This is a genomic window from Stenotrophomonas sp. STEN029 (assembly GCF_056760015.1).
Genome location: NZ_JBRREC010000079.1, coordinates 1 through 24,889, shown reverse-complemented (window position 1 = coordinate 24,889; position 24,889 = coordinate 1). Strand labels below are relative to the sequence as shown.

The 24,889-nt window shown below is 64.0% G+C and carries 21 protein-coding genes and 1 pseudogene; 10 read left to right on the top strand and 12 right to left on the bottom strand.

All coding sequences use genetic code 11. The annotated features are described in order from the left end of the window. Positions 1–309: 309 nt before the first annotated feature. From ACVOLI_RS15925 to ACVOLI_RS15910, 4 genes are read right to left on the bottom strand one after another with little or no spacing between them, the layout of a single operon-like run. Complete coding sequence (locus ACVOLI_RS15925) at positions 310–1,128, bottom strand: N-formylglutamate amidohydrolase (protein WP_481615158.1); 819 nt, start codon at positions 1,126–1,128, stop codon at positions 310–312. After that, on the bottom strand, positions 1,121–1,672 hold the full coding sequence (locus ACVOLI_RS15920) for an NUDIX hydrolase (RefSeq protein WP_481615157.1): 552 nt from the start codon (positions 1,670–1,672) through the stop codon (positions 1,121–1,123). The genes ACVOLI_RS15925 and ACVOLI_RS15920 overlap by 8 nt, the downstream gene beginning before the upstream one ends. After that, complete coding sequence (locus tag ACVOLI_RS15915) at positions 1,669–2,616, bottom strand: 5'-3' exonuclease (RefSeq protein ID WP_296250839.1); 948 nt, start codon at positions 2,614–2,616, stop codon at positions 1,669–1,671. The genes ACVOLI_RS15920 and ACVOLI_RS15915 overlap by 4 nt, the downstream gene beginning before the upstream one ends. After that, positions 2,604–3,179, bottom strand: coding sequence for a nitroreductase family protein (locus ACVOLI_RS15910; protein ID WP_282267084.1), 576 nt, complete (start codon positions 3,177–3,179; stop codon positions 2,604–2,606). Before ACVOLI_RS15910 ends, ACVOLI_RS15915 begins: the two co-directional genes overlap by 13 nt. A gap of 311 nt (positions 3,180–3,490) precedes the next feature. On the opposite strand from ACVOLI_RS15910, the gene ACVOLI_RS15905 reads away from it, so the two are divergent. Together ACVOLI_RS15905 and ACVOLI_RS15900 are read left to right on the top strand one after the other, a co-directional pair. Beyond that, positions 3,491–5,800, top strand: a complete 2,310-nt coding sequence (locus ACVOLI_RS15905; protein ID WP_481615156.1) for a DUF1631 domain-containing protein — start codon at positions 3,491–3,493, stop codon at positions 5,798–5,800. Positions 5,801–5,887: 87 nt separating this feature from the next. Continuing rightward, positions 5,888–6,991: an NAD(P) transhydrogenase subunit alpha gene (locus ACVOLI_RS15900; protein WP_481615155.1), complete on the top strand. Its 1,104-nt coding sequence runs from the start codon at positions 5,888–5,890 to the stop codon at positions 6,989–6,991. A gap of 868 nt (positions 6,992–7,859) precedes the next feature. Here the strand turns inward: ACVOLI_RS15900 and ACVOLI_RS15895 are convergent. From ACVOLI_RS15895 to ACVOLI_RS15885, 3 genes are read right to left on the bottom strand one after another with little or no spacing between them, the layout of a single operon-like run. Then, on the bottom strand, positions 7,860–8,294 hold the full coding sequence (locus tag ACVOLI_RS15895) for a DUF3106 domain-containing protein (RefSeq protein WP_481615154.1): 435 nt from the start codon (positions 8,292–8,294) through the stop codon (positions 7,860–7,862). Continuing rightward, a complete protein-coding gene (locus ACVOLI_RS15890; RefSeq protein WP_481615159.1) occupies positions 8,291–8,638 on the bottom strand; it encodes a hypothetical protein in 348 nt (115 codons plus the stop codon). The genes ACVOLI_RS15895 and ACVOLI_RS15890 overlap by 4 nt, the downstream gene beginning before the upstream one ends. Positions 8,639–8,643: 5 nt before the next feature. Next, the gene (locus ACVOLI_RS15885) at positions 8,644–9,195 is read right to left on the bottom strand and encodes an RNA polymerase sigma factor (protein WP_481615153.1); all 552 of its coding nucleotides are present in this window, start codon (positions 9,193–9,195) and stop codon (positions 8,644–8,646) included. A 138-nt stretch (positions 9,196–9,333) separates the two neighbouring features. Between ACVOLI_RS15885 and ACVOLI_RS15880 the strand changes: the two genes are divergently transcribed. Genes ACVOLI_RS15880 through ACVOLI_RS15870 form a run of 3 tightly spaced genes read left to right on the top strand, consistent with a single transcriptional unit; the run spans position 9,334 to position 11,563 of the window. Continuing rightward, positions 9,334–9,636: an NAD(P) transhydrogenase subunit alpha part 2 gene (locus ACVOLI_RS15880; RefSeq protein WP_282267096.1), complete on the top strand. Its 303-nt coding sequence runs from the start codon at positions 9,334–9,336 to the stop codon at positions 9,634–9,636. Then, positions 9,633–10,130 (top strand): hypothetical protein, encoded by a 498-nt coding sequence (locus ACVOLI_RS15875; RefSeq protein ID WP_282267099.1) that lies wholly within the window; start codon positions 9,633–9,635, stop codon positions 10,128–10,130. Before ACVOLI_RS15880 ends, ACVOLI_RS15875 begins: the two co-directional genes overlap by 4 nt. Further along, complete coding sequence (locus tag ACVOLI_RS15870; RefSeq protein ID WP_481615152.1) at positions 10,127–11,563, top strand: NAD(P)(+) transhydrogenase (Re/Si-specific) subunit beta; 1,437 nt, start codon at positions 10,127–10,129, stop codon at positions 11,561–11,563. Before ACVOLI_RS15875 ends, ACVOLI_RS15870 begins: the two co-directional genes overlap by 4 nt. Before the next feature lie 16 nt (positions 11,564–11,579). On the opposite strand, the gene ACVOLI_RS15865 is transcribed toward ACVOLI_RS15870, so the two are convergent. Further along, complete coding sequence (locus tag ACVOLI_RS15865) at positions 11,580–12,527, bottom strand: helix-turn-helix domain-containing protein (RefSeq protein ID WP_481615151.1); 948 nt, start codon at positions 12,525–12,527, stop codon at positions 11,580–11,582. Positions 12,528–12,975: 448 nt separating this feature from the next. Next, complete coding sequence (locus tag ACVOLI_RS15860; protein WP_481615150.1) at positions 12,976–14,178, bottom strand: helix-turn-helix domain-containing protein; 1,203 nt, start codon at positions 14,176–14,178, stop codon at positions 12,976–12,978. 109 nt (positions 14,179–14,287) lie between these two features. Between ACVOLI_RS15860 and ACVOLI_RS15855 the strand changes: the two genes are divergently transcribed. Continuing rightward, entirely contained in the window at positions 14,288–16,108 is a 1,821-nt protein-coding gene (locus ACVOLI_RS15855) for a sulfotransferase family protein (protein ID WP_481615149.1), read from the top strand. On the opposite strand, the gene ACVOLI_RS15850 is transcribed toward ACVOLI_RS15855, so the two are convergent. The 3 genes from ACVOLI_RS15850 to ACVOLI_RS15840 all read right to left on the bottom strand — a co-directional run bounded on the left by ACVOLI_RS15850 (position 16,093) and on the right by ACVOLI_RS15840 (position 20,241). Continuing rightward, positions 16,093–16,620, bottom strand: a complete 528-nt coding sequence (locus tag ACVOLI_RS15850; protein WP_481615148.1) for a 2OG-Fe(II) oxygenase — start codon at positions 16,618–16,620, stop codon at positions 16,093–16,095. The genes ACVOLI_RS15855 and ACVOLI_RS15850 overlap by 16 nt on opposite strands. A 109-nt stretch (positions 16,621–16,729) precedes the next feature. Then, entirely contained in the window at positions 16,730–19,663 is a 2,934-nt protein-coding gene (locus ACVOLI_RS15845; protein WP_481615147.1) for a TonB-dependent receptor domain-containing protein, read from the bottom strand. A 155-nt stretch (positions 19,664–19,818) separates the two neighbouring features. Further along, positions 19,819–20,241, bottom strand: coding sequence for a hypothetical protein (locus ACVOLI_RS15840; RefSeq protein WP_481509835.1), 423 nt, complete (start codon positions 20,239–20,241; stop codon positions 19,819–19,821). Between the two features lie 107 nt (positions 20,242–20,348). Between ACVOLI_RS15840 and sufT the strand changes: the two genes are divergently transcribed. From sufT to ACVOLI_RS15820, 4 genes and pseudogenes are all read left to right on the top strand, one after another. After that, positions 20,349–20,900 carry a putative Fe-S cluster assembly protein SufT gene (gene sufT / locus ACVOLI_RS15835; RefSeq protein ID WP_282267108.1) on the top strand — a complete coding sequence of 184 codons (552 nt, stop codon included), beginning with the start codon at positions 20,349–20,351 and terminating at the stop codon, positions 20,898–20,900. A gap of 98 nt (positions 20,901–20,998) precedes the next feature. After that, positions 20,999–22,099 (top strand): branched-chain amino acid aminotransferase, encoded by a 1,101-nt coding sequence (locus ACVOLI_RS15830; protein ID WP_481615146.1) that lies wholly within the window; start codon positions 20,999–21,001, stop codon positions 22,097–22,099. A gap of 335 nt (positions 22,100–22,434) precedes the next feature. After that, a pseudogene (locus ACVOLI_RS15825) lies at positions 22,435–24,168 on the top strand (S8 family peptidase); the annotation flags it as partial. Between the two features lie 24 nt (positions 24,169–24,192). Then, a complete protein-coding gene (locus ACVOLI_RS15820) occupies positions 24,193–24,534 on the top strand; it encodes a proprotein convertase P-domain-containing protein (RefSeq protein WP_296250836.1) in 342 nt (113 codons plus the stop codon). The last annotated feature ends 355 nt before the right edge of the window (positions 24,535–24,889 follow it).

Here is a 24,889-nt window from a genome sequence, read left to right as displayed (position 1 = left end):
CTTACGCCGCTCCCACAAAAGCGTCAGCACCTGTAGTGCCGAGCCATGCTCGGCAGGGGCCCTGCAAGCGCAACATCCGATACGCCATCAGCTTCGCGGCTTACGCCGCTCCCACAAAAGCGTCAGCACCTGTAGTGCCGAGCCATGCTCGGCAGGGGCCCTGCAAGCGCAACATCCGATACGCCATCAGCTTCGCGGCTTATGCCGCTCCCACAAAAGCGTCAGCACCTGTAGTGCCGAGCCATGCTCGGCAGGGGTTCTACAAACGCAACGTCCGACATGCCATCAGCTTCGCGGCTTACGCCGCTCCTACAGCACGGCGCTGCGCGGTTCCTGCAGGGCGAGCAACATCGGTTGCAGATTGCGGAATATCCGCTCCAGTCGCTCTGCCCAGGCCTGCTGCCCCGCCACACCGGCGATCAGGTCCTGGCGGATCTCCAGTTCCACATGCACCAGGCCGCGGGCTTCGCCATGCACCGGTACCGCATAGTCGCTGCTGCTGTTCACCGAATACGGCTGATTGTCGCCGACCACCAGGTCGCCTTCCTCGCGCAAGGCCTGCAGCAGCGCGTGCGCGAAGCGCGTGTCCTGGTGATACAGCACGCCTGCATGCCATGGACGTTCCACGCCGGCCATCGCCGGGGTGAAGCTGTGCATCATCACCAGCAGCGTCGGCACAGCCGCATCGCGGCGACGGTCCAGCTCGGCGTCGATGCGTGCATGGTAGGGCGCGTGGATTGCATCAATGCGCTGCTGGCGTTGCTGTGGATCAAGGCCGCGATTGCCGGGAACAGCGGTGCCGTCGCTGACTTCAGGAATCAGCGTTGGCGACACCAGCGGCCGGTTGCAGTCGATCAGCAGCCGCGAATAGGTCTGTTCGATGGCCCAGGCGTCCAGGCGCTCGGCCAGGGCGCGGGTGGTGCCGGCGATGCCGATGTCCCAGCCGATGTGGCGGTCCAGTTCGGCCTGCGGCAAGCCCAGGTCCTGCAGCGCCTGCGGCACGCGCTGGCCGGCATGATCGGCCAGCAGCAGGAACGGGGACACGCCGTGCGGGTTGTGCACGGTGTAAACCGCTGGATCATCGGCGCCGAGCAGTGGGGCGACGCCTTGCAAGCCTGAGTCAGCCACGCAGACGCCCATCCAGATGGTGTTCGATCATCCACAGGCCGGCCCACAACTTCGCGTCCAGCTCGTAGCCTTCACCCATTTTCTCCACCAGCCAGGCTGCAGCGCGTTGGCGAGGGATGCTGTGCACGGTGATGTCTTCACTGGCATCGCCGCCGCCGTCGCCGACCTTGCGCAGGCCGGTGGCACGCACGAAGGCGATCTTCTCGCTGCTGGCGCCGGAGGAAGTTGGGCCGATCATCAACACTTCGGCCTGGTCGGCGGTCCAGCCGGTTTCCTCTTCCAGCTCGCGCACGGCTGAAACCTCGATGGATTCACCGGCATCGATATCGCCAACCAGCCCGGCCGGCATCTCGATGGTGCGCGCCTGCAGCGGCACGCGGAACTGCTCGACGAACAGCACTTCATCATCGGGGGTGACTGCGATGATGATCGCAGCCAGCCCGCCGGCATGGGTGCGCTCGCTGTACTCCCAGGTGCCGCGCACCAGCATGCGCTGGTATTTGCCTTCGTAGACGACGCGGGGTTCAGCAGTGTTCTGGCTCATGCGAACTCGTTGGCTGGAGTGGAAGGGGATTGCAGGCCGGCCGCAGTCATCAGCCGGCGCCGGGTCATCGGGCCAAACCGAAGCGCCTCGCACAAGCCGCCGAGCATGTCGCCGTCGCCATTGGCGCGCACGAAGCCGCCGGCGGCGTTGTGCAACGGTGCGTTCAAGGCAACCGTGGTCAGCTGACGGAACAGGAGTGCCTGCTCGCGTTGCTCACGCAACCGCACCGCCATGGTGGCGGCACCGCGTAGGCGCAGGAACGGCACTTCGTCGATGCGTTCGAGCAGGGCATCCATCGTGCCGAAATGGGCCAGCAGCACCGCCGCCGATTTGGCGCCGATGCCGGAGACGCCGGGGATGTTGTCCACTGCATCGCCGCTCAACGCAAGGTAGTCGGCGACCTGGTGGGCGTGCACGCCTTGCCGTGCCTTCACCCCGTCCGCGCCCCAGCGCTGGTTGCGGGCGTAGTCCCATTGTTCGTCGTGTTCCAGCAGCAGCTGCGACAAGTCCTTGTCGGCCGAGACGATGACCCCGCGCAGGCGGCCGCGGCTGGCATGCAGGGCGCTGCCGATCAGGTCGTCAGCCTCGTATTCGCGGTCGGCCAGTACTTCCAGGCCCAAGGCGGCGCACAGCGCCTTGCAATGGGCGAACTGGCGGCGCAGTTCCTCCGGGGCCGGATCACGGTTGGCCTTGTAGGCCGGATACAGCGCGTGGCGGAAACAGCTGTCCAGCGCTTCGTCGAAAGCCACCGCGATGTGCTGCGGGCGCTCGCGCTCCAGCAGGTCGAGCAGGAAGCGGGCAAAACCGTGAACTGCGTTCACCGGCCATCCCTGTGCATCCTGGAACTCGTCGGGGATCGAGTGCCAGGCGCGGAAAACATACAAACTGGCGTCGATCAGGTAAAGCGGCTGCAGCGGGGTATTGGCAGCCGTCACGGCTGCCAGTCCTGCAGCAGCGCGGCCGGATCGGGGCGCTCGCGGTCGGGGACGGCGATCTTCGGGGTGCCGATATGGATGAAGCCGACGATCTGTTCGTTGCTGGCTAGGCCCAGGTGGCGGGCGACTTCGGGGTCGCTGCTCATCCACGCGGTCAGCCACTGCGCGCCGAAGCCCACGCCCTGTGCGGCCTGCAGCAGCGCGAAGCAGGCGCAGCCGGCGGTGAGCAGTTGTTCCTGCATGGGCACCTTGGGGTTGTCCTGCAGGCGGGCGATCACGGTGATGATCAGCGGCGCATGCGAGAAGCGTTTGCGGTCCTTCTCGACCGCCGCGTCAGATGCATTGGGGTCGCGTTGGCGGCTGCGCTGGGCCAGGAACTCACCCAGGGCGTGGCGGGCGTCGCCCTGCAGGCGCAGGAAGCGGAAAGGCACCATCTTGCCGTGATCCGGTACCCGGACGGCCGATTGCAGCATGCGCAGCTGCGTGGCGTGGTCCGGCGCTGGCTCGCCCAGTTGCAGAGAGGGCACCGAATGGCGCTGATCCAGCGCTTGCAGGAAGCAGTTGTCGGACATGGTTCACAGGGGCTGAGGTGGCCAATGATTATAGACGCCGCCCATGTACCGGCCGTTTAGTGTAGATCAGGGTCAGTTTTGTGCGCTGTGTCGTGTGCCCTGAACGAGCTACGGGTCGCTAATAATCGCCGACACGCTTAGCATTGCTGGTAATGCGGGGAAGGGCTCATGAGGTAGGAAGTGCGTACTGCATCACTGACCCTGTTCATCTTCTCCGCCTACCATGCGCGTGCGGATTCAGGGGCCGCGTCTGCATTTCCTCAATCGTTTACAAGAAGATCAGCGCCTGTATGGGTGTGGAGCCTTTGCGCATGATGTCCAGTCCGCATCCCGCCGGTCAGCCCGGTCGTAACCAGAACCTGCTTGGCGTGGCCCGCGAGGCTGCCCTGCCTGTGCTGTCACAGGCTTTCGCCAAGGTGCTGGCGGGGTTTGACGATGCCTTGTTCGACCGTGCGGAGACGGCGGGCCCGTCGCAGCTGGCATTCCTGGACGGCATGCGCGAGCTGCGCCGCCGTCGCGATGAGATCTCGCGCCGCTTCGACTCGCACCTGCAGCAGGCCTGGGCCGCGCTGGAAGCGGGCACACCGCAGTCGGCGGAAACCGTACTGGCCGGGCAGAGTGACGGCGGCCTGAGCCTGGTGCCCGAACACATTCTTGAGTCACGCCTGGCCGTGCGCAATTTTGCGACCGTGCTGCTGCGCGACTGGAAGCAGGTATTGCTGCGCATCGATCACCGCCTGGCCTGGGTGGCCGGGGTGGCCGCGCTGGATGCCGATACCAACCCGATTGGGCCGGAACACATTGGTGTTGCCGTGCATGAGGCGTTCTATACCTGCGACCTGGCCGCAGAAGTGCGGCTGGTGCTGTTCAAGCTGTGCGAGCGTGAGTTTGCGGCCGGTATCGGCAAGCTCTACCAGGCAGTGGACGAGCGACTGGCGCAGGCCGGTGCGGCTCCCGAGATCGCTGCACCACGTCGCTCCGCACCGCAGCGCACGCCTGCCGAACAGATGGAGCAGGCTGCACAGGAAGAAGAGGAAGGGTTTGACCCGGGTCATGCGCCAATGTGGGCGCGGCGCTTTTCCGAGCGCTGGAGCCAGCGCCGCGGCAGCATGGCCGGCCAGGCTGCCGCGCAGGCAGCGGCGGGCTTCGAAGCCGAGCAGGCTTATGGCAATCCACAGAACATGGTGCTGGAAGCCCTGCACGAGCTGCTGGCACAAAGCCGGCAGACCCGTGAAGGCACCTCGGCATCTTCAGCGGACGCGGGGCAGGCCGGCACCGGCCATCAGCGCTCCCTGAACCAGCGCGAGATGATGTCGGTGTTGTCGCTGCTGCAGGCCACGCCCAGCGCAACCCTGCGTGCGGCGGTGGGTGAGGATGGCGAATCGCTGGCGCAGCGGCTCAAGAGTGAAGTGCTGTCCGGCGCCACCCGCCTCGGTGTGGACCCGCAGCAGGCGCACCTGGACCCGCAGGACGAGGATGCGATCGACCTGGTCGGCATGCTGTTTGACGTGATGCTGGACGAGCGGGACCTTGAGGGCCGCTCGCGCGAGTTGATCGGCCGGCTGGTGGTGCCCTTCGTCAAGGTTGCCATGCTCGACCGGCGCATGTTCGTGCAGAAGACCCATCCGGCACGCAAGCTGCTCAATTCGCTGGCCGAGGCCTGCGAGGGCAATGCCGGTGAAAGCCAGGCTGAGCGCGCGCTGATGGGCAAGGTCGAAGAAATCATTGAGCGGCTGACCGCCGAGTTCAACGAGAACCTGGCGATCTTCCTGACGTTGGAAGAAGAGTTCCGCGAGTTCCTGGCCCAGCATCGGCGCCGGGTTGAGATCACCGAACGGCGTGCCGCAGAAACCCAGCGCGGGCAGGAAAAGCTCGAGGTTGCACGCAATCGTGCCAGCGCCGAACTGGACAAGCGTGTTGCCGATACCGCGCTGCCCAAGGCCATCGAAGACTTCCTTCGCCAGCCCTGGAACCACCATCTCACCCTCACCCTGTTGCGCGAAGGCGAGGAAGGCGAGGGTGTGAGCGAGGCGCTCAAACTGGCAGACGATGTGCTGGAGGAAGTGGCCGAGGCGCGCCGTCATATCGTTGGCAAACCGTGGTTGCAGTCCTGCCAGCCGGGCCTGCGCAAGGTCTTTGCCAGTGTTGGCCTGCATGGCGACGGCGGCACCACCGCGATCGATGCCTTGCATGACACCTTGCAGTCCGTCGCCGAGTTGCGCCCGGAGCTCGAGCGTGCGTTGCCGGAGCTGCCACCGGTTGCCCTGCCCACGCCACCAGCGCCGGAAACGCCGGCCATCGAGTTTGGCAGTGCGACCAAGGCCGAAGACTTCGACGACACCGATGCCGAGCGTTTTCGGCGGATGGAGATTGGCACCTGGCTGGATTTCATCGACAAGGACGGCAAGATGCAGGCCGGCAAGTTGTCGTGGGTGAGCCCGATCTCCTCGCGCCTGCTGTTCGTCAACCGCCGCGGCATCCGCTTCTGCGTGGCCTCGCCGGAAGAACTGGCGGTGATGGTGCGCCTGGAACGACTGCGTCCGCATGTGGATGACGGCGCCTTCGACAGCGCCATGCAAGGCGTGATTGATCGCCTTGAGCCGCAGGGCGCGGCGCACTGACCGCAAACCGGCAGGCCAGGGCCTGCCGCACAGGGCATCGGCTTTGCTACGATCCGGCGGTTGATCCGCTGCGCATCGAGGACTGGAATGGCCGTAGATGTCTTGGTATTGAAGGAAACCGCTGAGGGCGAGCGACGCGTTGCCGCCACGCCGGAAACGGTGAAGAAGCTTGTTTCAGCCGGCGCGCAGGTACACCTGCAGGCTGGCGCCGGTACGGCCGCGGGCTTCCCCGACCAGGCCTATGTGGATGCAGGTGCACAGCTGGGTGACGCGTTGGAAGGCGCGGACCTGGTGTTGTGCGTACAGGCGCCATCCTTGTCCAGCATTACCCGCCTGAAGGCGGGTGCGGTGCTGGTGGGCGGCGTGCAGCCTGAAGCCGACCCTGCTCGCGCGGCTGCGCTGCAAGCGCGGCAACTGCAAACCTTTCCGTTGGAACGATTGCCGCGTACCACCCGTGCGCAGGCGATGGATGTGCTCAGCTCGCAGGCCGGCATGGCTGGTTACAAGGCGACCCTGATCGCCGCACAGCTGGCGCCGCGCTTCTTCCCGATGCTGACCACCGCCGCCGGCACCATCCGCCCGTCCAAGGTATTGATCGTTGGCGCTGGCGTTGCAGGCCTGCAGGCGGTTGCCACGGCCAAGCGGTTGGGTGCAGCGGTCGAGGGCTTCGATGTGCGCCCGGAAACCCGTGAGCAGATTGAGTCGCTGGGTGGCAAGTTCCTGGACCTGGGCGTCAGCGCGGCCGGTGAAGGTGGTTACGCCCGGCAGCTGACCGATGACGAGCGCGCTGAACAGCAGCGACGCTTGGCCGAGCACCTGAAAGGCGTGGACGTAGTGGTCTGCACTGCGGCCGTGCCGGGGCGTCCGGCGCCGAAAATCGTCACCGCGGCGATGGTGGCGGGCATGCGCCCGGGCAGCGTGATCGTCGATCTGGCGGCTGAAACCGGCGGCAATTGCGAAGCTACCCAGCCGGGCCAGAGCATCGAGGTTGGTGGTGTGACGGTTGCTGGTCCGCTCAACCTGGCCAGCATGGGCGCGGTGCATGCCAGCGAGATGTTTGCGCGTAACGTCTACAACTTCGTGGCCTTGTTCCTGAAGGACGGCAAGTTGTCGTTCGACTGGAATGATGAATTGCTGGCCAAGACGGTGTGGCCGCAACGCCCCGCTGGCGGCGAGATTCCGCCGGTCTGACCGTCATCGGTAGTGCCGAGCCATGCTCGGCAGGGGCTCTACCTGGAAACCATCTTGTAGGAGCGGCATAAGCTGCGAAGCCGATCATCCGTCGGGATGCAGGCTTGTCCGTAGTTTCATTGACGTCAGCTGCGCGGCTTACGCCGCTCCCACAAGGGTGCTGGTATTGCCTGGAAAGCCCCTGCCGAGCATGGCTCGGCACTACAGTGCTGGATTGGCCCCGGCTTTAGCCCCTCTCCCGCATGCGGGAGAGGGGTTGGGGTGAGGGCGGCTTTTAGCTGGCAAAGCCCCTGCCGAGCATGGCTCGGCACTACAGGGTTGGATCGGCCCCGGCTTTAGCCCCTCTCCCGCATGCGGGAGAGGGGTTGGGGTGAGGGCAGCTTTTCGCTGGGAAAGCCCCTGCCGAGCATGGCTCGGCACTACAGGGCTGGATCGGCTTTGGCATCAGCCCCTCTCCCGCATGCGGGAGAGGGGTTGGGGAGAGGGCAGCTTTTCGCTGGGAAAGCCCCTGCCGAGCATGGCTCGGCACTACAGGGTTGGATCGGCCCCGGCTTTAGCCCCTCTCCCGTATGCGGGAGAGGGGTTGGGGTGAGGGGAGCTTTTGGCTGGGAAAGCCCCTGCCGAGCATGGCTCGGCACTACAGGGCTGGATGGGCACTGGCTTCAGTCCCTCTCCCGCATGCGGGAGAGGGGGTGGGGTGAGGGGAGCTTTTCGCTGGGAAAGCCCCTGCCGAGCATGGCTCGGCACTACAGGGCTGGATCGGCCCCGGCTTTAGCCCCTCTCCCGTATACGGGAGAGGGGTTGGGGTGAGGGGAGCTTTTCGCTGGGAAAGCCCCTGCCGAGCATGGCTCGGCACTACAGCTCAGGATCAGCGCGGGGGACGTGCCGCTGGCGGGTTGGCCTGCACCCATTGCCGGCGTTGCTCCGGGCTCATCCTGTTCCATTGCTCGCGCAGCTGCTGGCGCTGGTCCTTGTCCATGCCGCGCATCTTGTCGAACAGCGCCTGCGCGTCGCGGCGCTGGTCGGGCGACATGTTCTCGAAACGGTGCATGCCGCGCCGGGCCTGCTCGCGCTGCGCCGGGGTCATCTGCTGCCAGCTGCGGGCATGCTCATAGTTGCGCTGGCGACGATCGGGGGAGGAGCTGTTCCAGCGATCCCGCACCGGTGCGATCAGGGTCTCGCGCTGGGCAGGGGTCAGCTGGTCCCATTCGGGCAACTGCTGCTGGGCGACAGCAGGGACGCTGGCACAGATCAGCAGCAACGGCAGTAGCAGGTAGGGCAGCAAGGTCTTCATCGTCGTCATTCCATCGCCAGATTGTCGGAGCCCAGCCACAGGTACAGCTCCGGGCTTTCGTCGAACAGCAAGCTGTCGTCAGCGTCGGCGTCAACGTTCTGGCTGGCGATCAGGGGCGCGGCAGGTGGCTGCGCGCTGTGATTGAACTGCATTGCCACCGGCACGGCCAGCAGCGCCGAGCAGGCGGTCGCCAGCCACCAGCGATGGCGACGCCATACCGATGGCGTGCTCGCCGGGCTGGCCTGCTGCCGGGCCTGCCGCAGCCGCGCCAGGGTGGCAGGAGACAGCGCGGCATCGGCCTGCCGCTGCAGCTGCCGGGCCTGATGGTCGAATGCTTCGGGATGTGTGGGCAGGCGGTTCACCGCGTGGCCTCCAGTTGTTTCTGCAATGCGTCGCGCGCGCGCGACAGGTGGGTTTTTACCGAGCCTTCAGAACAGCCCATGGCCTTGGCGGTGGTGGCCACGTCCAGTTCCTGCAGCACGCGCAGGCTGAAGGCTTCACGCTGCCGGGCCGGCAGCTGCCGCAGGGCCTGCACCAGCAGCGCGTACTCGCGCTGTTGTTCATGGGTCTGCGCAGGCCCCGGTGCTTCGTCGGCCCAGTCGATGGTGCTGTCCTGGTCGTGGTCTTCCTGGGGTACCCAGAACTTCAGGCGGAAGCTGCGGCGGCGCTGCAGGTCGATGATGCGCCGGCGCAGGATGCTCCAGAACAAGGCTGTCCATTCCTCCGCAGGCCGCTCGCGGTAGCCCAGCATGCGCTCCATGGCGTCCTGTACCGCGTCCAAGGCATCGTCGCGCTGGCGCAGGCCGGCCTCGGCGAAACGGAACGCGCGCGGCCCGATGCCCGCCAGGAACGCGTCCAGCGAGGCGGGTACAGCAACAGGCGGCATCAAGGGTGGGCTGGTCACCAGCACAGGGTAGCGTCCCGGTCGTGGTCTCTGGGAGTGATAACGCGCGGGTGCGGAATCGGTTGACAACGCAACGGTCGCGCCGGCTTCGGCCAGATGGTTATGATGCCGGACAGGCGCTTCCAGCCTCGGAGAGACCAAGCAATGAGCGACGGGTTCGTAGCGTTGTACATCTTCATGCTGGCAGCGATTGCCGGCCACGTGATCATCTCGCGGGTGCCGGTGATCCTGCACACACCGTTGATGTCCGGTTCCAACTTCATCCACGGCATCGTGTTGATCGGTGCGATGGTGGTGCTCGGTCATGCCGATACCACGCTGGAGAAGGTCATCGGCTTCATCGCCGTGGCCCTGGGCGCAGGCAATGCGGCCGGCGGTTATGTGGTGACCGAGCGCATGCTGGACATGTTCAAGAGCTCGAAGAAGCCGGAAGGGAAGGACAAGTGAGTTCATCCACTGGTATTGCGGGCGGTTCCTCCATCGGCGCGCGGCAGGTTTTCCAGTGGCTCAGCTACCTGCAGTATCCGGCGTTGCTGGTCGCTTTCGCCTATGCGGCACGGCCGCTGTTCAATGGCATGGAGGGCGCGCTTGATGCCTACAACAGCGCACTGCTGTATGCGGGTGTGGGCGTGGGCATGTCCTCGCTGCAGGACCCGTCCAAGACCCAGAACAACATGTCGAAGAAAGTCTGGCAGGACCCGCGCAAGGGCGGCCTGATGCTGTGGCTGCTCAGCGCGCAGGCACTGCTGCCGATCGTGCTGGGATTGCTGGGCGCCGCACTGGCGCCGACCACGGCCTTGTCGCAACTGGCGCTGGGCATGGTGGCATTCGGGCTGGGCATGATCGGCCTGCTCAAGACCGCCATTGAAATGCGCGAGCACCATCGCCTCGACAAGCAGGCTGCTTGCCACTCCGACACGGCTCTGGAGGCCGATGCATGAGCATATCGATCCTGGTCAATACGAGTTACCTGGTTGCCGCGACGCTGTTCCTGCTCGGCCTGCAGCGCATGGCCTCGCCCAAGACCGCTCGCAGTGGCATCCAATGGGCTGGCGCGGGCATGTTGATCGCGACTGCAGCGACGTTCTTCCTGCCTGGCCTGCATAACCTCGCGCTGATCGCGGTTGCCCTGGTGCTGGGTACCGGCTTGGCCTGGGTATCGGCGAAGAAAGTGGCCATCACCGACATGCCGCAGATGGTCGCGCTTTACAACGGCATGGGTGGTGGTTCGGCGGCGGCGATTGGTGCGGTGGAGCTGCTGCGCTTTTCCGAGCTGGCCAACCGCGACACCAGCCATTGGAGCGCGCAGGCCATCGCCGATCTGTCGGCGCGGTTGCCGTCCAATACGGTGCTGGCGCTGGCGGTGATTGGTTCGGCGATCGGTGCGGTATCGCTGTCCGGTTCGATCATTGCCTGGGCAAAGCTTGATGGTCGCTTGGACAAGCGCGTCACCTTCCCGGGGCAGCAGGTTTTCAATCTGCTGGTCGCTGTCGCGATGGTGGTGCTGGGTGCATGGGCGGCAATCAGCCTGCAGCCGGTGGCGATCATCAGCTTCTTCGTGGTCGCCTTGGCGCTGGGCGTGCTGATGACGCTGCCGATTGGCGGTGCCGACATGCCGGTGGTGATTTCGCTGTACAACGCGTTCACCGGCCTTGCTGTGGCGTTTGAAGGTTACGTGCTCGGCAACGAGGCATTGATTATCGCCGGCATGATGGTTGGTGCGGCCGGCATCCTGCTGACCCGCTTGATGGCCAAGGCGATGAACCGTCCGATCAGCGGTGTGTTGTTCTCCAACTTCGGTGGCGGCGGCCAGGGCGCGGAAATCAGCGGCACGCAGAAGCCCATCGAGGCAGCCGATGTCGCGGCGATGATGGCCTTCGCCGAGCGCGTGGTGATCGTGCCCGGTTACGGCATGGCGGTGGCGCAGGCCCAGCACAAGATCTGGGAGCTGGCGCAGCGTTTGATCGAACGCGGGGTCAAGGTGAAGTTCGCGATCCACCCGGTGGCCGGGCGCATGCCCGGTCATATGAACGTGCTGCTGGCCGAGGCCGGCGTGCCGTATGACCTGATCGCCGACATGGACGACATCAACCCGGAGTTCGCCAACACCGACGTGTCATTGGTGATCGGTGCCAACGACGTGGTCAACCCGGTCGCCAAGACCGACCCGACCAGTCCGATCTACGGCATGCCGATCCTGGATGTGGTCAATTCGAAGAACACCATCGTCATCAAGCGCGGCAAAGGTACTGGTTTTGCCGGGATCGAGAACGCGCTGTTCTACGCGGACAACACCCGCATGTTGTACGGCGATGGTGCCGAAGCGGCCAGCGCCCTGGTCAGTGAACTCAAGGCGCTGGACGGCGGGCACTGATGCCGCAGGGTGGTGGTCAGGAGGCCACCGCCCATTGCTGCATGGGCGGTGCAACCACGGTATTGCGCGGAGGCTGCAGGTTGGGTGCGATCAGTGCGCTGGCCTGCACCTGCTGACCACGCCTGGCGGCGGTGGTGGTGCAGCCGAAGGCGTGCTTGAACGCGCGGCAAAACGCGCTTTCACTTTCAAATCCCAATGACTCGGCGATCTCACAGACCGACAGGTCGGTGTGGCACACCATGTCCAGCGCACGCTTGTTACGCAGTCTTGCGGCGTACTCGCTGGGTGTTTCACCAAAGACGTCGCGGTAAATGCGGATCAGGTGGGTGGGGGAGTAGTTGGCCACGGCTGCGAGGCTGATCAGGTCCAGCCGTGTCTCGACCGTGCAGCGGATCAGGTGTTGCACACGCAGCAGTCGCAGCAGCGTCTGATGACGGCGCAAGACGGTGCGGCCACTGCAGCGCTCAAGTTGGCTCTGCAAGGGGTGCTGCCGCTCGATCAGCGCGTCGCGCAGCAGGCCCAGTTCATGCGCCGCGTCGCTGTTGGCGGAGGTGTGCCTGGACCAGCGCGGGCGGCACAGGTGCACTATCGCGCGTGCGAGCTCCTTGTCGCAGATGACCTCGCGGGGAATCAATCCGTTGATGATGGACGCCGTGGACTTCGGCGGCTTCTGCCAGAGTGCTGCGGGTGCGGCGACGCACAGCCACCAGCCTTGCTCGCGACCGATGTGGCGCAGGCTGCCGTCGACCCAGAGTTGCAGTTGCCGGGCTTCGAGCTGCCATGGCAGATCGCCACTGCCCAGTTCCAATGCGCCCTTCAGCACCAGTGTGACGCTTATCCATCCTGATGGAATGACCAATCGTCCACCTTTGCCGCGACCATTGATGGCATGGATGCAGTCTGGTCGCTGCGTGGATAGATCGAGTGACTGTGAACCCTGAATCAGATGATGTTTGATGCCCATCGCAACTTCCCCCAAGAGTGCCTGCGTGAACGGACGACGGGCGCGTGGTGGTGGAGCGGGACCAAGCGCGCATTCACCGGATTCGTTCCGGCCGTCGCGTGAGCTTTTGTGAAGCTCTCCTCAGTTCAGACGTAGGGGGATGCCGATCACCTCACCCGTCCGAGTGGAAAGATGTCCAGCCGGGTACCAGCGCTGCTGAATCGCGGCGCGAAGGTGATTGTGTTTGCATCCTGACGAATGACGGGCGCAGGGCTACACCGCTGGCGTAGCGTGGCAGATACGCGGTGCCATCCGTAGGTAGCGGGCATTGCCCGCCGCGATCGCTCGCCTATGAATGGATCACGCTCGTGAATACGGCTGCAGAAGCGCCAGCCTGGCGGATATGGATCCAATTGCAGGTGTGCGCAGGCAGCAAGGATCCGCTCCGATGGCGAAGCTGCCTGAGACCTCAGCCCGTGCGCAGGTTGAGCTTTGGGTGCTGCGGGTTGTCCGTGGCCTTCGGGAGGGCGCTGTGGTGCCGACGGGCTTGGCTGGCAGTGCAGCAGAACGTCTGTTTGAAGGACCGGCAGAACGCGCTCTCGGTTTCAAAACCCAATGAATCGGAGATGTCACAAATGGAGAGGTTGGTGTTGCACACCAGGTCCCAGGCGCGGCGCAGGCGGATGCGCGTGGCGTACTCGAATGGCGTTTCGTCGAACACCTCTCTATAGACCCGGATCAGGTGCGGCGGGGAGTAGTTCGCAATCTCGGCCAGACGATGGAGGTCCAGGCGGGCATCCATGTTGCAGCGGATGAGGTGTTGTACCCGTAGCAGGCGCAGCATTGTCTGGTGCCGCCGCAATGCAGTGCGGCCGCTGCAGCGGCTCAGTTGATCCTGCAATGACTGCTGCCGTTCCAGCAGGATGTCGCGCACTACCGCCATTCCGTCGATGACGGCGGTGGTGTCGCGGCTGCTGTTGAAGAAGCGCGGACGTGCCATATGCAGGACGGCGCGACCCAGTTCACGGTCACAGCGGATCTCGCGGGGAATGAGGTGCGATGCAATCGTTGGCGCGCTTGGCAGGCTTTCCCAGAGCGCTGCTGGGGCCGCTATGCATATCCACCAGGCGTAGCTTCGGCTGGTATGGCGAAGGTCGCCTTCCAGCCACAATTGGATGTGATGGGCGGCGAGCTGCCAGGGCGCATCGCTGTTGTTGATTTCCAGCAGCCCGGTCAGGACCAGGGTGAGACTGATCCAGCCAGCGGGGACCAACAAGCGGCTGCCGCGGCCATGGCAAACGACGGCGTGCACGCTGCCCTCGGGCTGCCCGGACAGGTCCAGAACCTGGGGTCCATGAAGGCGGTGATGTTTGATTCTCACTTCGCTTCCGTTTTCCGAGTAGGCCGAAATACGTACCGTGTAGGAGCGCCAAGCTGGCCAGCTGCAACCTTGGATTGTGCCGAAAACATCGCATGAGCAGCCGGGTTCTGGCAACGAGAACGGATATTTCAGAATTGCGCTTATGGGCCGTCTTCCCGGCCGCAAAAAAAAAGAACCCGGCGATTGCCGGGTAGGTTCGGAGCGGACCAGCTTGCCCGCTGATTTGGGGCTCAGTAAGGTCTGACTTGTGCAGAGAGAAGAGAGTGTTTCCAAGTCTCCGAACAGTTCCATGCTGCTGGGCCACAGCGGCGAGCGACCTGCCCAGGTTCGCAGTTGGATTGCCAAAAATTAAGATTTCGCGGCGGCTCTGTTTGGATCAGATGTAACCATCGGGGGTTCGATGCAGGACGAGTTGGTACTGGCGTTGGAGGATCTTGCACAGGGGCAGCAGCATCTGGCCGAAACGAGGATGCGCCAACTGCTTGCCCGGGCCCCTGATTTCGCGCCGGGCATGGAAGTGCTGGCGATGGCCTTGGCGGCGCAGGGACAACTCACGGAAGCGCGGGAGCTGTTCATGCGCGCTGCCGAGCTGCAGCCCGGGTCCTCTGGTGCCTGGATGAACCTGGGCAACGTCTGCCTCGAGGCTGGCGACCACGCCGCTGCCGAAGCGGCGTTCGTCCGTGCATCTGCCTTGGGCGCTGAAGATGTGGCGTGGCTGTTGGGTTATGGCTTGTCGCTGCTCGGCTTGGCGCAGTTTGGCGAGGCCAGTCGGATACTGCAGGCAGCATTGATCAAGGAGCCAGAAGCTGCCGACGTGCGCCTGGCCTATGCGCAGAGCCTTGCTGAGATGGAGCGGTTTGAAGAACTCTCCCAATGTCTGCGCGGGATGAATTCGGATGCGTTGGATCCGGGCCAACGGCAGGCATTTGCGTGGCTGCTGGCGCAGGCAGGCGACGATCTTGCTGCACAGGATGTTTACCGGCAGATCCTGCGTGAGGCGCCGGAAGCCATGGAGTCACGCGTGCAGTTTTCGCTGCTGCTGGAGCGACTGAATCGTGTCGATGAAGCCGACAACATACTGAAGGGCATCGCTGCGACCAGCGCAAGCGCGGTCACGGCAATGCATGCGCTCGCTGCCGCCCGCATCCTGCGCCGACAACAGCAATCGGATGCTGCAATCACCTGCCTTGCAACTGGACTGCAACGCCAGCTTGAGCCCGCAATGCGAGCGCAGCTGGGGTTTGAGCTCGCCCGCAACCACGACCGGCTTGGGCAGGTTGACCTGGCAATGCAGGCGCTGTCGGCTGCACACACGGCGGCGGAAGCTGCATTCCAGCAGCGTTCGTCCGGGCATCAGCTGCCTGGCGTGCTGGACTGGCTGCAGCAGCGGCTGCGGCGGGCAGCAGCGGCGACCTGGCAGCAGGAGCGCGTTGATGGACTGCCCGAAGATCCCGCCTTCCTTGTCGGCTTCCCGCGTTCGGGAACAACCTTGTTGGAGCGCATGCTGGACGCGCATTCGCAGTTGGATGTGCTGGATGAGCGTCCCGCATTGGAAGTGGCAATCGAACAGTTGCGCGCTGCGGATGGCTGGCCAGGTGATGATCTGGACAAGGGGCTGTGCGAGCTTGCGCCATCTTCAATCCTGGCGCTGAGACGGCGCTACTGGAACGAAGTGCAACGCCATCTACAGCCGCAGGGACGGCTGGTGGACAAGTATCCCTTGACCATGACGCGCCTGCCCTATGTGGCGCGCCTGTTTCCGAAGGCGGACTGGATACTGTTGTTGCGCCACCCATGCGACTGCGTGCTCAGTTGCTATATGCAGGCCTTTGGCAGCAACGGCGGGGCCAAGGCGTTCGCCACCCTGGAATCCACTGCGCGGACGTATGTCGCGATAATGGAGTGGTGGCATGAGCAGCGCGCTTACTCGCCTGCCCGCGTTCATACCCTGCGCTACGAAGATCTGGTTGGCGATGTCAGTGGAGAGCTGGCCAGGTTGATGGGTTTCCTTTCCTTGTCGGTGGAGCAACAACAGTTCGCTTTCGACAATCTCGCGGCGTCGCGAAGCCGGCGGATAAACACGCCCAGCTATTCACAGGTGGTGCAACCGCTCAATTCAGGGGCGGTTGGCAGGTGGCGCAGCTACCGCGCGCATTTCAACGAAGAAATTCTCGCAATGCTCGCGCCATGGGTCACGCGCTATGGCTATACGCTGGACTGAGCCTGCGGGAACCTCAGGTAGGTGGACAGGATGTACTTGTCCTGCTCCGGTGCTGGCCTTCCCTGGTGGGCATACAGCCAGTACGGCGGGAACATCAGCAGCCTGCCAGCGCGCGGAGCGACACCGGTATGCAGGCCCGGGAACCAGGTTTCCCCGCCGGTCTCCACATCATTGAGGTACCACAGGAAAACCAGATAGCGGTCGCAGACCTCATTGATCGAGTCGAAGTGGGTCTGGAATTTCTCCTCGCTGCCGGCACGGTAACGCTTCAGTATCAACGGGCTGAGCAGGGGGCTGTCAGGTATCGCGATCGGCAGGCCGACATCGGCGTTGTACTGGCGCAGGGCGTTGCTGACCAGCTGCCGGAAGTAGCTGAGGAAACCCGCGTCGGACAGGCGGCTCACGTCCAGCTCGGTCCAAGCGCTGTCATCCAGGCCCGGGCGTACCCCGCGGCCATTCCGTTGCTGGAATCGGGAGAGCGCGTTGAAGGACTCGATCAGCTTGCCGCACATCTCCGCAGGCAGGCTGTGCTCATAGGTGCGGATGTAGTGCCGGAGATCGCTGCCAGCAACATCCGCTGCGGCAGGAGCCGCAGCGGATGCCGGTATTGCTGATCCAGACTCAGAAACGGGCAGTCCAGCGCATCCAGTAGAAACGGCCGATTGCATCGTAGGTCCGCATATCCGTCGAGGCGTTGAAGCCAGAATAGATCAACGGCGGCTGGCGGTCAGTAAGATTGCGCACGCCGATCTGGATGGAGCTGTTCTTCAGGTCCTCGAAGCGGTAGCCGATCTGCAGGTCGGTCTGGGTGAAGGACGGAACCCGACGCTTGGCGACATAGCCCGGCTCGGTGACATCGGCCACGTCAGGCGCTTCGTACACATGGTGGACGTAGCGGGTGGTCAGGCTGGCGCTGAGGTTGCCACGCGACCAGGTCAGGTCATTGAGTGCGCGCCAGCGGGCCATGTTGCCGAAACCCGACGAGGCGTTGTCGACGAAGGTGCCTGCAAGGCCGGTGCTTTCCGGAATGCCCGGGAAGGCACCGACGTTGCTGCTCGGGTCACCGGCCAGCAGCTGCACGTCGTACTGGGCCAGATAGGTGGTATCCAGGTTCCAGCTGAACTTGCCCCATGCGCCTTCCGGGAAGACGTAGCGGAAACCGAGGTCCATGCCTGCGGTTTTCAACGTGCCGAAGTTGCCGGTGATGTTGGTCATCTGCGCAACGTCACCCGCGCTGTCGCGGACGAAGGTGTCACAGAAGCGACCAAAGTTGAAACACTGGTTCAGCAGTACGTTCTCGGGCAGGTTGGTGATGAACTTGTCCAGGTTCACGCGCCAGTAGTCGGCGGTGACGCTGAAGCCTTCCAGCCAGCTCGGACTGTAGACAAAGCCATAGGTGAACACGTCGCCTTCTTCCGGCACCAGCGCGGAGTTGGCAACCTGGAACGAGGTCACCTGGTTGTTGCTCTGGCGGAAGGAGCCGTCGGTCGGGACGCCTGCACAGGCCGTCGGATTGCCACCGGTGTAACCGTTGCAGGGATCGGTGTAGGTGCTGGCGCTGGGCACCGTGGGCGAGTAGAGGTCACCAATGGTGGGTGCGCGGAACACATCCGCATAGGTGGCGCGGACCAGCAGGTCAGCGAACGGTTTCCACTCCATGCCGATCTTGGAGTTGGTGGTTCCGCCGAAGTTCGAGTAGTCCGAATAACGTGTACCCAGCGAGAAGTTCAGCTTCTCGGCGAATGGCATGTCGGACAGCACCGGGATCAGCGCCTCGGCATAGATTTCATTGACGTCGAACTTGCCCGAGATGTCGCCGAAGGTACAGGCTTCCTGGGTGATTTTGCAGACCGTCTCCCCTGGCGGGATGATGGTCAGGAAGTCGCTGCTGGAGCTGGCTGATTCTTCGCGGCGTTCCACGCCCACCGCCAGTGATACCGCACCGGCCGGCAACTGGAACAGATCGCCGGTGACGTTGGCGTTGAAGACCTTCAGGTCGTTCTCGTTGCTGCTGTGGATGGTCGGGTTGATCAGCTCAAGCGCGGCCAGCTGTGCCTGGCCCACCGCGGTGCTCGGATCAGGCGCCGGGCCCATGAAGTTGACCGGCAGGCAGCCGGCGATGGCGGTTGCTGCATTGCCCGGCGTACGTACGCAGATGGGGTTGCCACTGACCGGATCGATCATCGATGGACCCAGTGCATCGGTCAGGCCAGGGCTGTACAGATAGCCGCGCACCGCGGATGTCTGTGGCGTGCGGCCGTAGCCGTAGGAGGCATCCCATGACCAGCTGCTGTCACCGAAGGCGCCGCGCAGGCCTGCGGTGATCTGGTAGGTCTCGGTTTCGAAGCGGGTGGTGCGGGTGGGGATGAAGTCGCGCAGACGCAGGCGCGCATCGGTGATGTCCACGCCAAAGGGGTTGTAGAGGCTGTCTTTGCTGATCGGCACGTTGTCCACTGCTGCACGGCCATCGAAGGGTAGCGGTGCGATGAAGAACGAGGATTCAGTGCGCAGCCAGGAGCCGAGCAGGAAGGCCTCGATGTTGTCGGTGAGCTGGTAGTTGCCACTCATGAACAACGAGGTGCGTTCCTGCGGGGTCAGGTTGAGGTTGCCATCGGCCTGGAAGTTATAGACGTCCGTGTTCGGATTGAAGCAACGGAAGTCCGACGTCGAAGAGCCCGGGCGGCCGTCTATGCGGGTGAGGGTGACGTTCGCGCCGCTGCCGCAATTGGGGTCGGTCAGATCCACGCCGGTTGCCGATGCGCGTGGCACCACGTAACGACCGGTCAGGATACGGCTGGTACCGCCGATGCCCTTCTCGCCGGCATACAGCTGGTAGGGCTGGCTGGAGTAACTGCGATCGGCGGCACTGACCTGGTCTTCCTTGTCGTAGCTGGCACCCAGCATCAGGCGGCCTTTCTCTCCATGCAGGCCGAAGGTGGCATCAAAGCGCTGTGTGTCAGCGTCGCCGCGCGAGGAAATGCCATAGAACGCGCTGGCTTCCAGACCTTCGAAATCCTTGCGCAGGATGAAGTTGACCACGCCGCCGATGGCATCGGAGCCGTAGATGGCGGAGGCGCCATCCTTCAGGACTTCAACGCGCTCGATCAGCGCCATCGGGATGGAGTTCACGTCCACCGCGCCGTTGGCGTTGGAGATGGTGCCGATCCAGCGCTTGCCATCCACCAGTACCAATGAACGGTTCACACCCAGGCCGCGCAGGTCGACCGTGGCCGCGCCTGCGCCGCCGCCGTTGTTGACCTGTGGATTGGTTGCCGCGCCTGCGATGGCGGGAGTGCGCTGCAGGAACTCACCGACCGTGGCCGCGCCTGAGCTCTCGATGTTCTGCCGGTCGATGGTGAAGACGGGGCTGGAGGTTTCCAGATCGGCGCGCTTGATGCGCGAGCCGGTGACCTGAATGCGGTCCAGGTTGGTGGCTTCTTCTTTGGGTGCGGTGTCCTGTGCAAGGACGCTGCCCGTTGCTCCCAGAGCAAGGGCGGCAGTCGAAATTGGTAACAGTGCGAGGCGTACAGCTTGGCTCAGTGGCTGAATACTCACGTATGACTCTCCGCAAAGTGGTGCGAGGGAGTCACGAAATTACGAATTTTTAACTGCAACGAATGTGCGGATCCGGCCCTTGGCAATGTGCAAAAACTGACATTTGGTTTCAGTTGTCCATTCAGCCTCTCAGCTGGGCTGTAACCAACCGGAACTCAGCGGGCCACGCGCCACGCCACCAGCAGCGCGAGGGCGAGCCAGATCAGCTCGCCCAGGCCATTGGCCAGCGACAGCAATGTCCAGGCGAAATGCGGACCCATCCGCAGCGCCGATTCCCAGGGCGTCAGCCCCATCGGGCCGCCGACATAGGCTGCTGCGATGAGCCAGTTGGCGGCCACGGCGATCAGCAGGGTGGCGAGTACAGCGACAGCAATGCGCGCCGGGCCGGCACGGAAGGCGCCCAGGCGCAGCATCCACGCCGCTTCCAGCGCGGCCAGCACGGCCATCCAGCCAGCCTGGGTGCCGGTGGCCAGGGCGGCAAACATCCAGGCAAGCGTCAGGGTGAGGCTTCCGAGCAGCAACAAAACAGGCCAGAGCCAGTGGCGGCTACGGCTGGCCGAGGTGGACACAGGCGACATGGGCATTCCCGAACAGATTCCGCAGCATAGCGTTTCAGCGGCGATGACGCCCAGTCGGATAAAATGGGGCCATTGCGGGTAGCCACCGCGTCCCCATATCCATCTACATGTATTCCCGTAGCAGCGAACCTGTCCATTTTGAGCGTGATTGCCCGGCCGTGATGGTGCCGCAGGGCGATAGCGTGACCTTGCCGGCCGGCAGTTATGGCTATATCACCCAGGCACTGGGTGGCAGCTATACGGTGTTTGTCGAAGGCAATCTCTTCCGTATCGCCGGCAAGGACGGCGATGCCATCGGCAAGGAGCCCCCGCCGGGGCTGGAACTGCCCGATGACGCAGGCGACGAGGAGGTCGAGAAGCTGGTGTGGCAGCAGCTGCGCACCTGTTTCGATCCGGAAATTCCGTTCAACATCGTCGATCTTGGGCTTATCTACGAAGTGGATATCAAGCACCTGGATGACGGCCAGCGCGAGGTGGACGTCAAGATGACCTTGACTGCACCGGGCTGCGGCATGGGCGAGATCCTGGTCGATGACGTGCGCAGCAAGCTGGAGATGATCCCGACGGTGGCCCAGGCCGACGTCGACCTGGTGTTCGACCCGCCGTGGGGACGCCACATGATGTCCGAGGCGGCGCGCCTGGAAACTGGCATGCTGTAAGGCCGCACCGGCGGCTGCCGGTGACGGTTTGTGCTGCACCCCCGTTGCCGCTGTGGCGTCGGGGTTGTCCCATCCCGCAATCTGGAAGGAATTATCCGGTGTCCCAGTCTTCGTTGAGCTTCAATGTCACCCGTTCGGACCATCCGCGTAGCGCCGAGGAGCGCGCCAAGATCCTGGAAAAGCCGGGCTTTGGTCTGCACTTCACCGACCACATGGTGGCCGTACGCTGGGACAAGGACACCGGCTGGCACAATGCGGCGGTAACGCCGTACGGTCCGATCTCGCTGGATCCGGCCGCAGCCGTGCTGCATTACGGCCAGGAAATCTTCGAAGGCATCAAGGCCTACCGTCACGCCGACGGCTCGGTCTGGACCTTCCGTCCGCAGGCCAATGCCGCGCGCCTGCAGCGCTCGGCGCGTCGTCTGGTGCTGCCGGAACTGCCGGCGGATATCTTCGTCGAGTCGCTCAAGCAGCTGGTCGCGCTGGACAAGGACTGGGTGTCCGATGCTGACGAAGCCAGCCTGTACTTCCGCCCGTTCATGATCGGCGACGAAGCCTTCCTCGGCGTGCGCGGTGCGCACAAGGCCACTTATTACGTGATCGCCAGCCCGGCCGGCCCGTACTTCGCCAAGGGCGTTGCGCCGGTGGCGATCTGGTTGTCCACCGACTACGCGCGCGCTGCCAAGGGCGGCACCGGTGCGGCCAAGTGCGGCGGCAACTACGCGGCTTCGCTGCTGCCGCAGCAGCAGGCGCAGGCGCAGGGCTGCTCGCAGGTGCTGTTCCTCGACCCGGTCGAGGGCAAGTACCTGGAAGAACTGGGCGGCATGAACGTGTTCCTGGTCTACGGCAAGGAAAACAAGCTGGTCACCCCGGCACTGTCGGGCAGCATCCTGGAAGGCATCACCCGCGAATCGCTGCTGCAGCTGGCCCGCGACCGCGGCATGAACGTGGAAGAGCGCCAGGTCACCATCGACGAGTGGAAGCAGGGCGTGAGCTCGGGCGAAATCACCGAGGTGTTTGCCTGCGGTACCGCTGCGGTGATCACTCCGATCGGCCAGCTCAAGGGCGAAGATTTCTCGGTCGGCGATATCAACGCGCCGGCCGGCGAGGTCACCATGTCGCTGCGCAAGGAACTGACCGACATCCAGTACGGCCGTCAGCCGGACCGTCACGGTTGGCTGGTGCGCCTGGACGCCTGAGCGTCCGGCCCGGGTAAGTGAATAGCCCGCTGCGGCCTGTCCGCAGCGGGTTTTTCTTTGTCCGGACACCCAGCCGTGCAAGCCAGCAGTACCAACGGATGCGTAAATTCTCTTTACGAATCACTCACTTGGGTAAACGTGACGGAGCAACAGTTTCTGTTGTAACCCTCTTGTCATCGATTCAGCCGCCATTTACTGTCCGCCAACGGATCGGTAACAGGGGACTGGTTCGGGTAGTTCTACCCGGGCAGCACAACCTCTTCGCATCTGGCAGGGCCCCCGGGTAGGACGCATGCCGCGCAAGCGGTTTCCTCTCACTGTGGAAGGGCTCATCAATGTCATCCAAATCGCGCCGTACGCTTGTTCGTGGATTGGTGGTTGTTGGCACTGCTTCGTTGTCGTCCCTGCTTCTGTGTGCGCCGGCCTGGGCCGGTGATGTGCATCTGGCCGGTCTGGATTCCGCGCCGACGCATCAGCGCTTCATCGTCAAATACCGCCAGGACAGCCGTCAGGCTGCAGGCGACGCGGCCCTGCAGAAGACCCTGGTCTCCGCTGCCCGCGCGCTGCCGACCCGCGCCGGCAAGAGTGTCGGCGTGCAGCACATGCGGCGACTGGCGGTAGGTGCGGATGTGGTCCGCGCTGATGCCAAGCTGGACCGTGTCGACGCCGAAACCCTGATGCGCAAGCTGGCTGCCGATCCGAACGTCGAGTACGTCGAGGTCGATCGCCTCAACACCATCCGCCTAACCCCGAACGACACCCGTTACGGCGAGCAGTGGGGCTATTCCGGCACCTATGGCATCAAGGCCAACCAGGCCTGGGATGTCACCAATGGCGCCGGTTCGGTGGTGGCGGTGCTGGACACCGGCATCACCGCCCACAGCGACCTGGCCGCCAACCTGCTGCCGGGCTATGACTTCATCAACGACACCACGGTGTCCAACGATGGCAATGGCCGCGACAACGATCCCAGCGATCCGGGTGATTGGGTAAGCGCCAACCAGTGTGGCGGCACCCATGCCGCGCAGAGCTCCAGTTGGCATGGCACGCATGTGGCTGGAACGATTGCTGCGGTCACCAACAACGCCAAGGGCGTTGCCGGCGTGGCGTATGGCGCCAAGATCGTGCCGGTGCGTGTGCTCGGTACCTGCGGTGGCTACGACTCGGATATTGCCGATGCCATCATCTGGGCTTCCGGTGGCACGGTATCCGGTGTGCCGGCCAATGCGAATCCGGCCGAGGTGATCAATCTCAGCCTGGGTGGCTCAGGTGCCTGTGGCAGCACCACGCAGGCAGCGATCAACGGCGCGGTCAGTCGCGGCACCACGCTGGTGATTGCTGCGGGCAACGACAACACCAATGTCTCCAACGCTTCGCCGGCCAACTGCAACAACGTGATCGCAGTGGCATCGACGACCAGCACCGGCGCACGTTCGAGCTTCTCCAACTACGGTGCATTGATCGATATCGCGGCTCCGGGTTCCAACATCCTGTCCACGCTCAACAGCGGCACCACCACGCCGGGCGCGGAAAGCTATGCGTCGTACAACGGCACATCGATGGCGACCCCGCACGTGGCTGGTGTTGTTGCATTGCTGCAGGCGGTTTCAACCACGCCGAAAACACCGGCTCAGGTCGAGGCCCTGATCAAGGCCAACGTCACTCCTTTCCCGTCCACGCCGTCGCAGAGCATCGGCCCTGGCATCCTCAATGCGAAGGCAGTGGTGGATGCGGCCAACGGCGGAGGCAATCCAAACCCGGGCGGCACGGTGCTGAACAATGGTGTGCCGATTACCGGTCTTTCCGGCGCTGCCAGCAGCACCCAGTACTTCACCGTGCAGGTGCCGGCGGGCGCGAGCAATCTGGTGATCGCCAGTTCCGGCGGCAGCGGTGACGCGGACATGTATGTGCGTGCCGGCAGCCAGCCGACCACGTCCACCTATGATTGCCGCCCGTACAAGACTGGCAATGCGGAGAGCTGCAGCTTCGCAACACCAGTGGCAGGCACCTACCACGTGATGTTGTCCGCCTACTCGGCATTCTCGGGTGTAAGCCTGCAGGCCAGCTGGAGTACTGGTGGCGGCAGTGGTGGCGTGCAGACCTATAGCAACGCAACCGCTGTCACCATCGTTGACAACGCCACGGTGGAGAGCGCCATCGCCGTCTCCGGGCGCACTGGCAACGCGCCTGCATCCACGCCGGTGACGGTGGATATCAGCCACACCTGGAAGGGTGATCTGAAGGTGGATCTGGTCGCGCCCGATGGCAGCGTCTACGTGCTGAGCAACTATGCCGGAGGCAGCGCGGACGATATCAAGCAGACCTTCAACGTGAACCTGTCCAGCGAAGCGCTCAATGGCAGCTGGAAGCTGCGCGTCAACGACAAGGCCAGTGGCGATACCGGCCGAATCAACAGTTGGTCGATCAGGTTCTGAGGTGCTTGTAGTTCAGGCGGCAGTTGATGCCTGATCGCGGATGCTGTCGCTCAGCTGCGATGTGATCCGGCCCCGGCGGTTTCGCCGGGGCCTTTTGTTTATTGCTTGACGGACTCCAGTGCACACGTTTCCCATGGCGTTCTGATTGGCAGGGTGCCTCCTTCGCCGCAGTCCTGTAGCCCGGGTAAGCGCAGCGCACCCGGGAGCAATGCCCCGGCGAACTTTCAGGCTCTCCGTCAACAGCCCCGGGTGCGCTGCGCTTACCCGGGCTACAGGCCGCGCGCTGCCCGCACGGGACTTTCGCGTTTCCGTTTGAAGCAGCGTGCTGGCCAGGAAGCTCTTGCCGATGTATTGC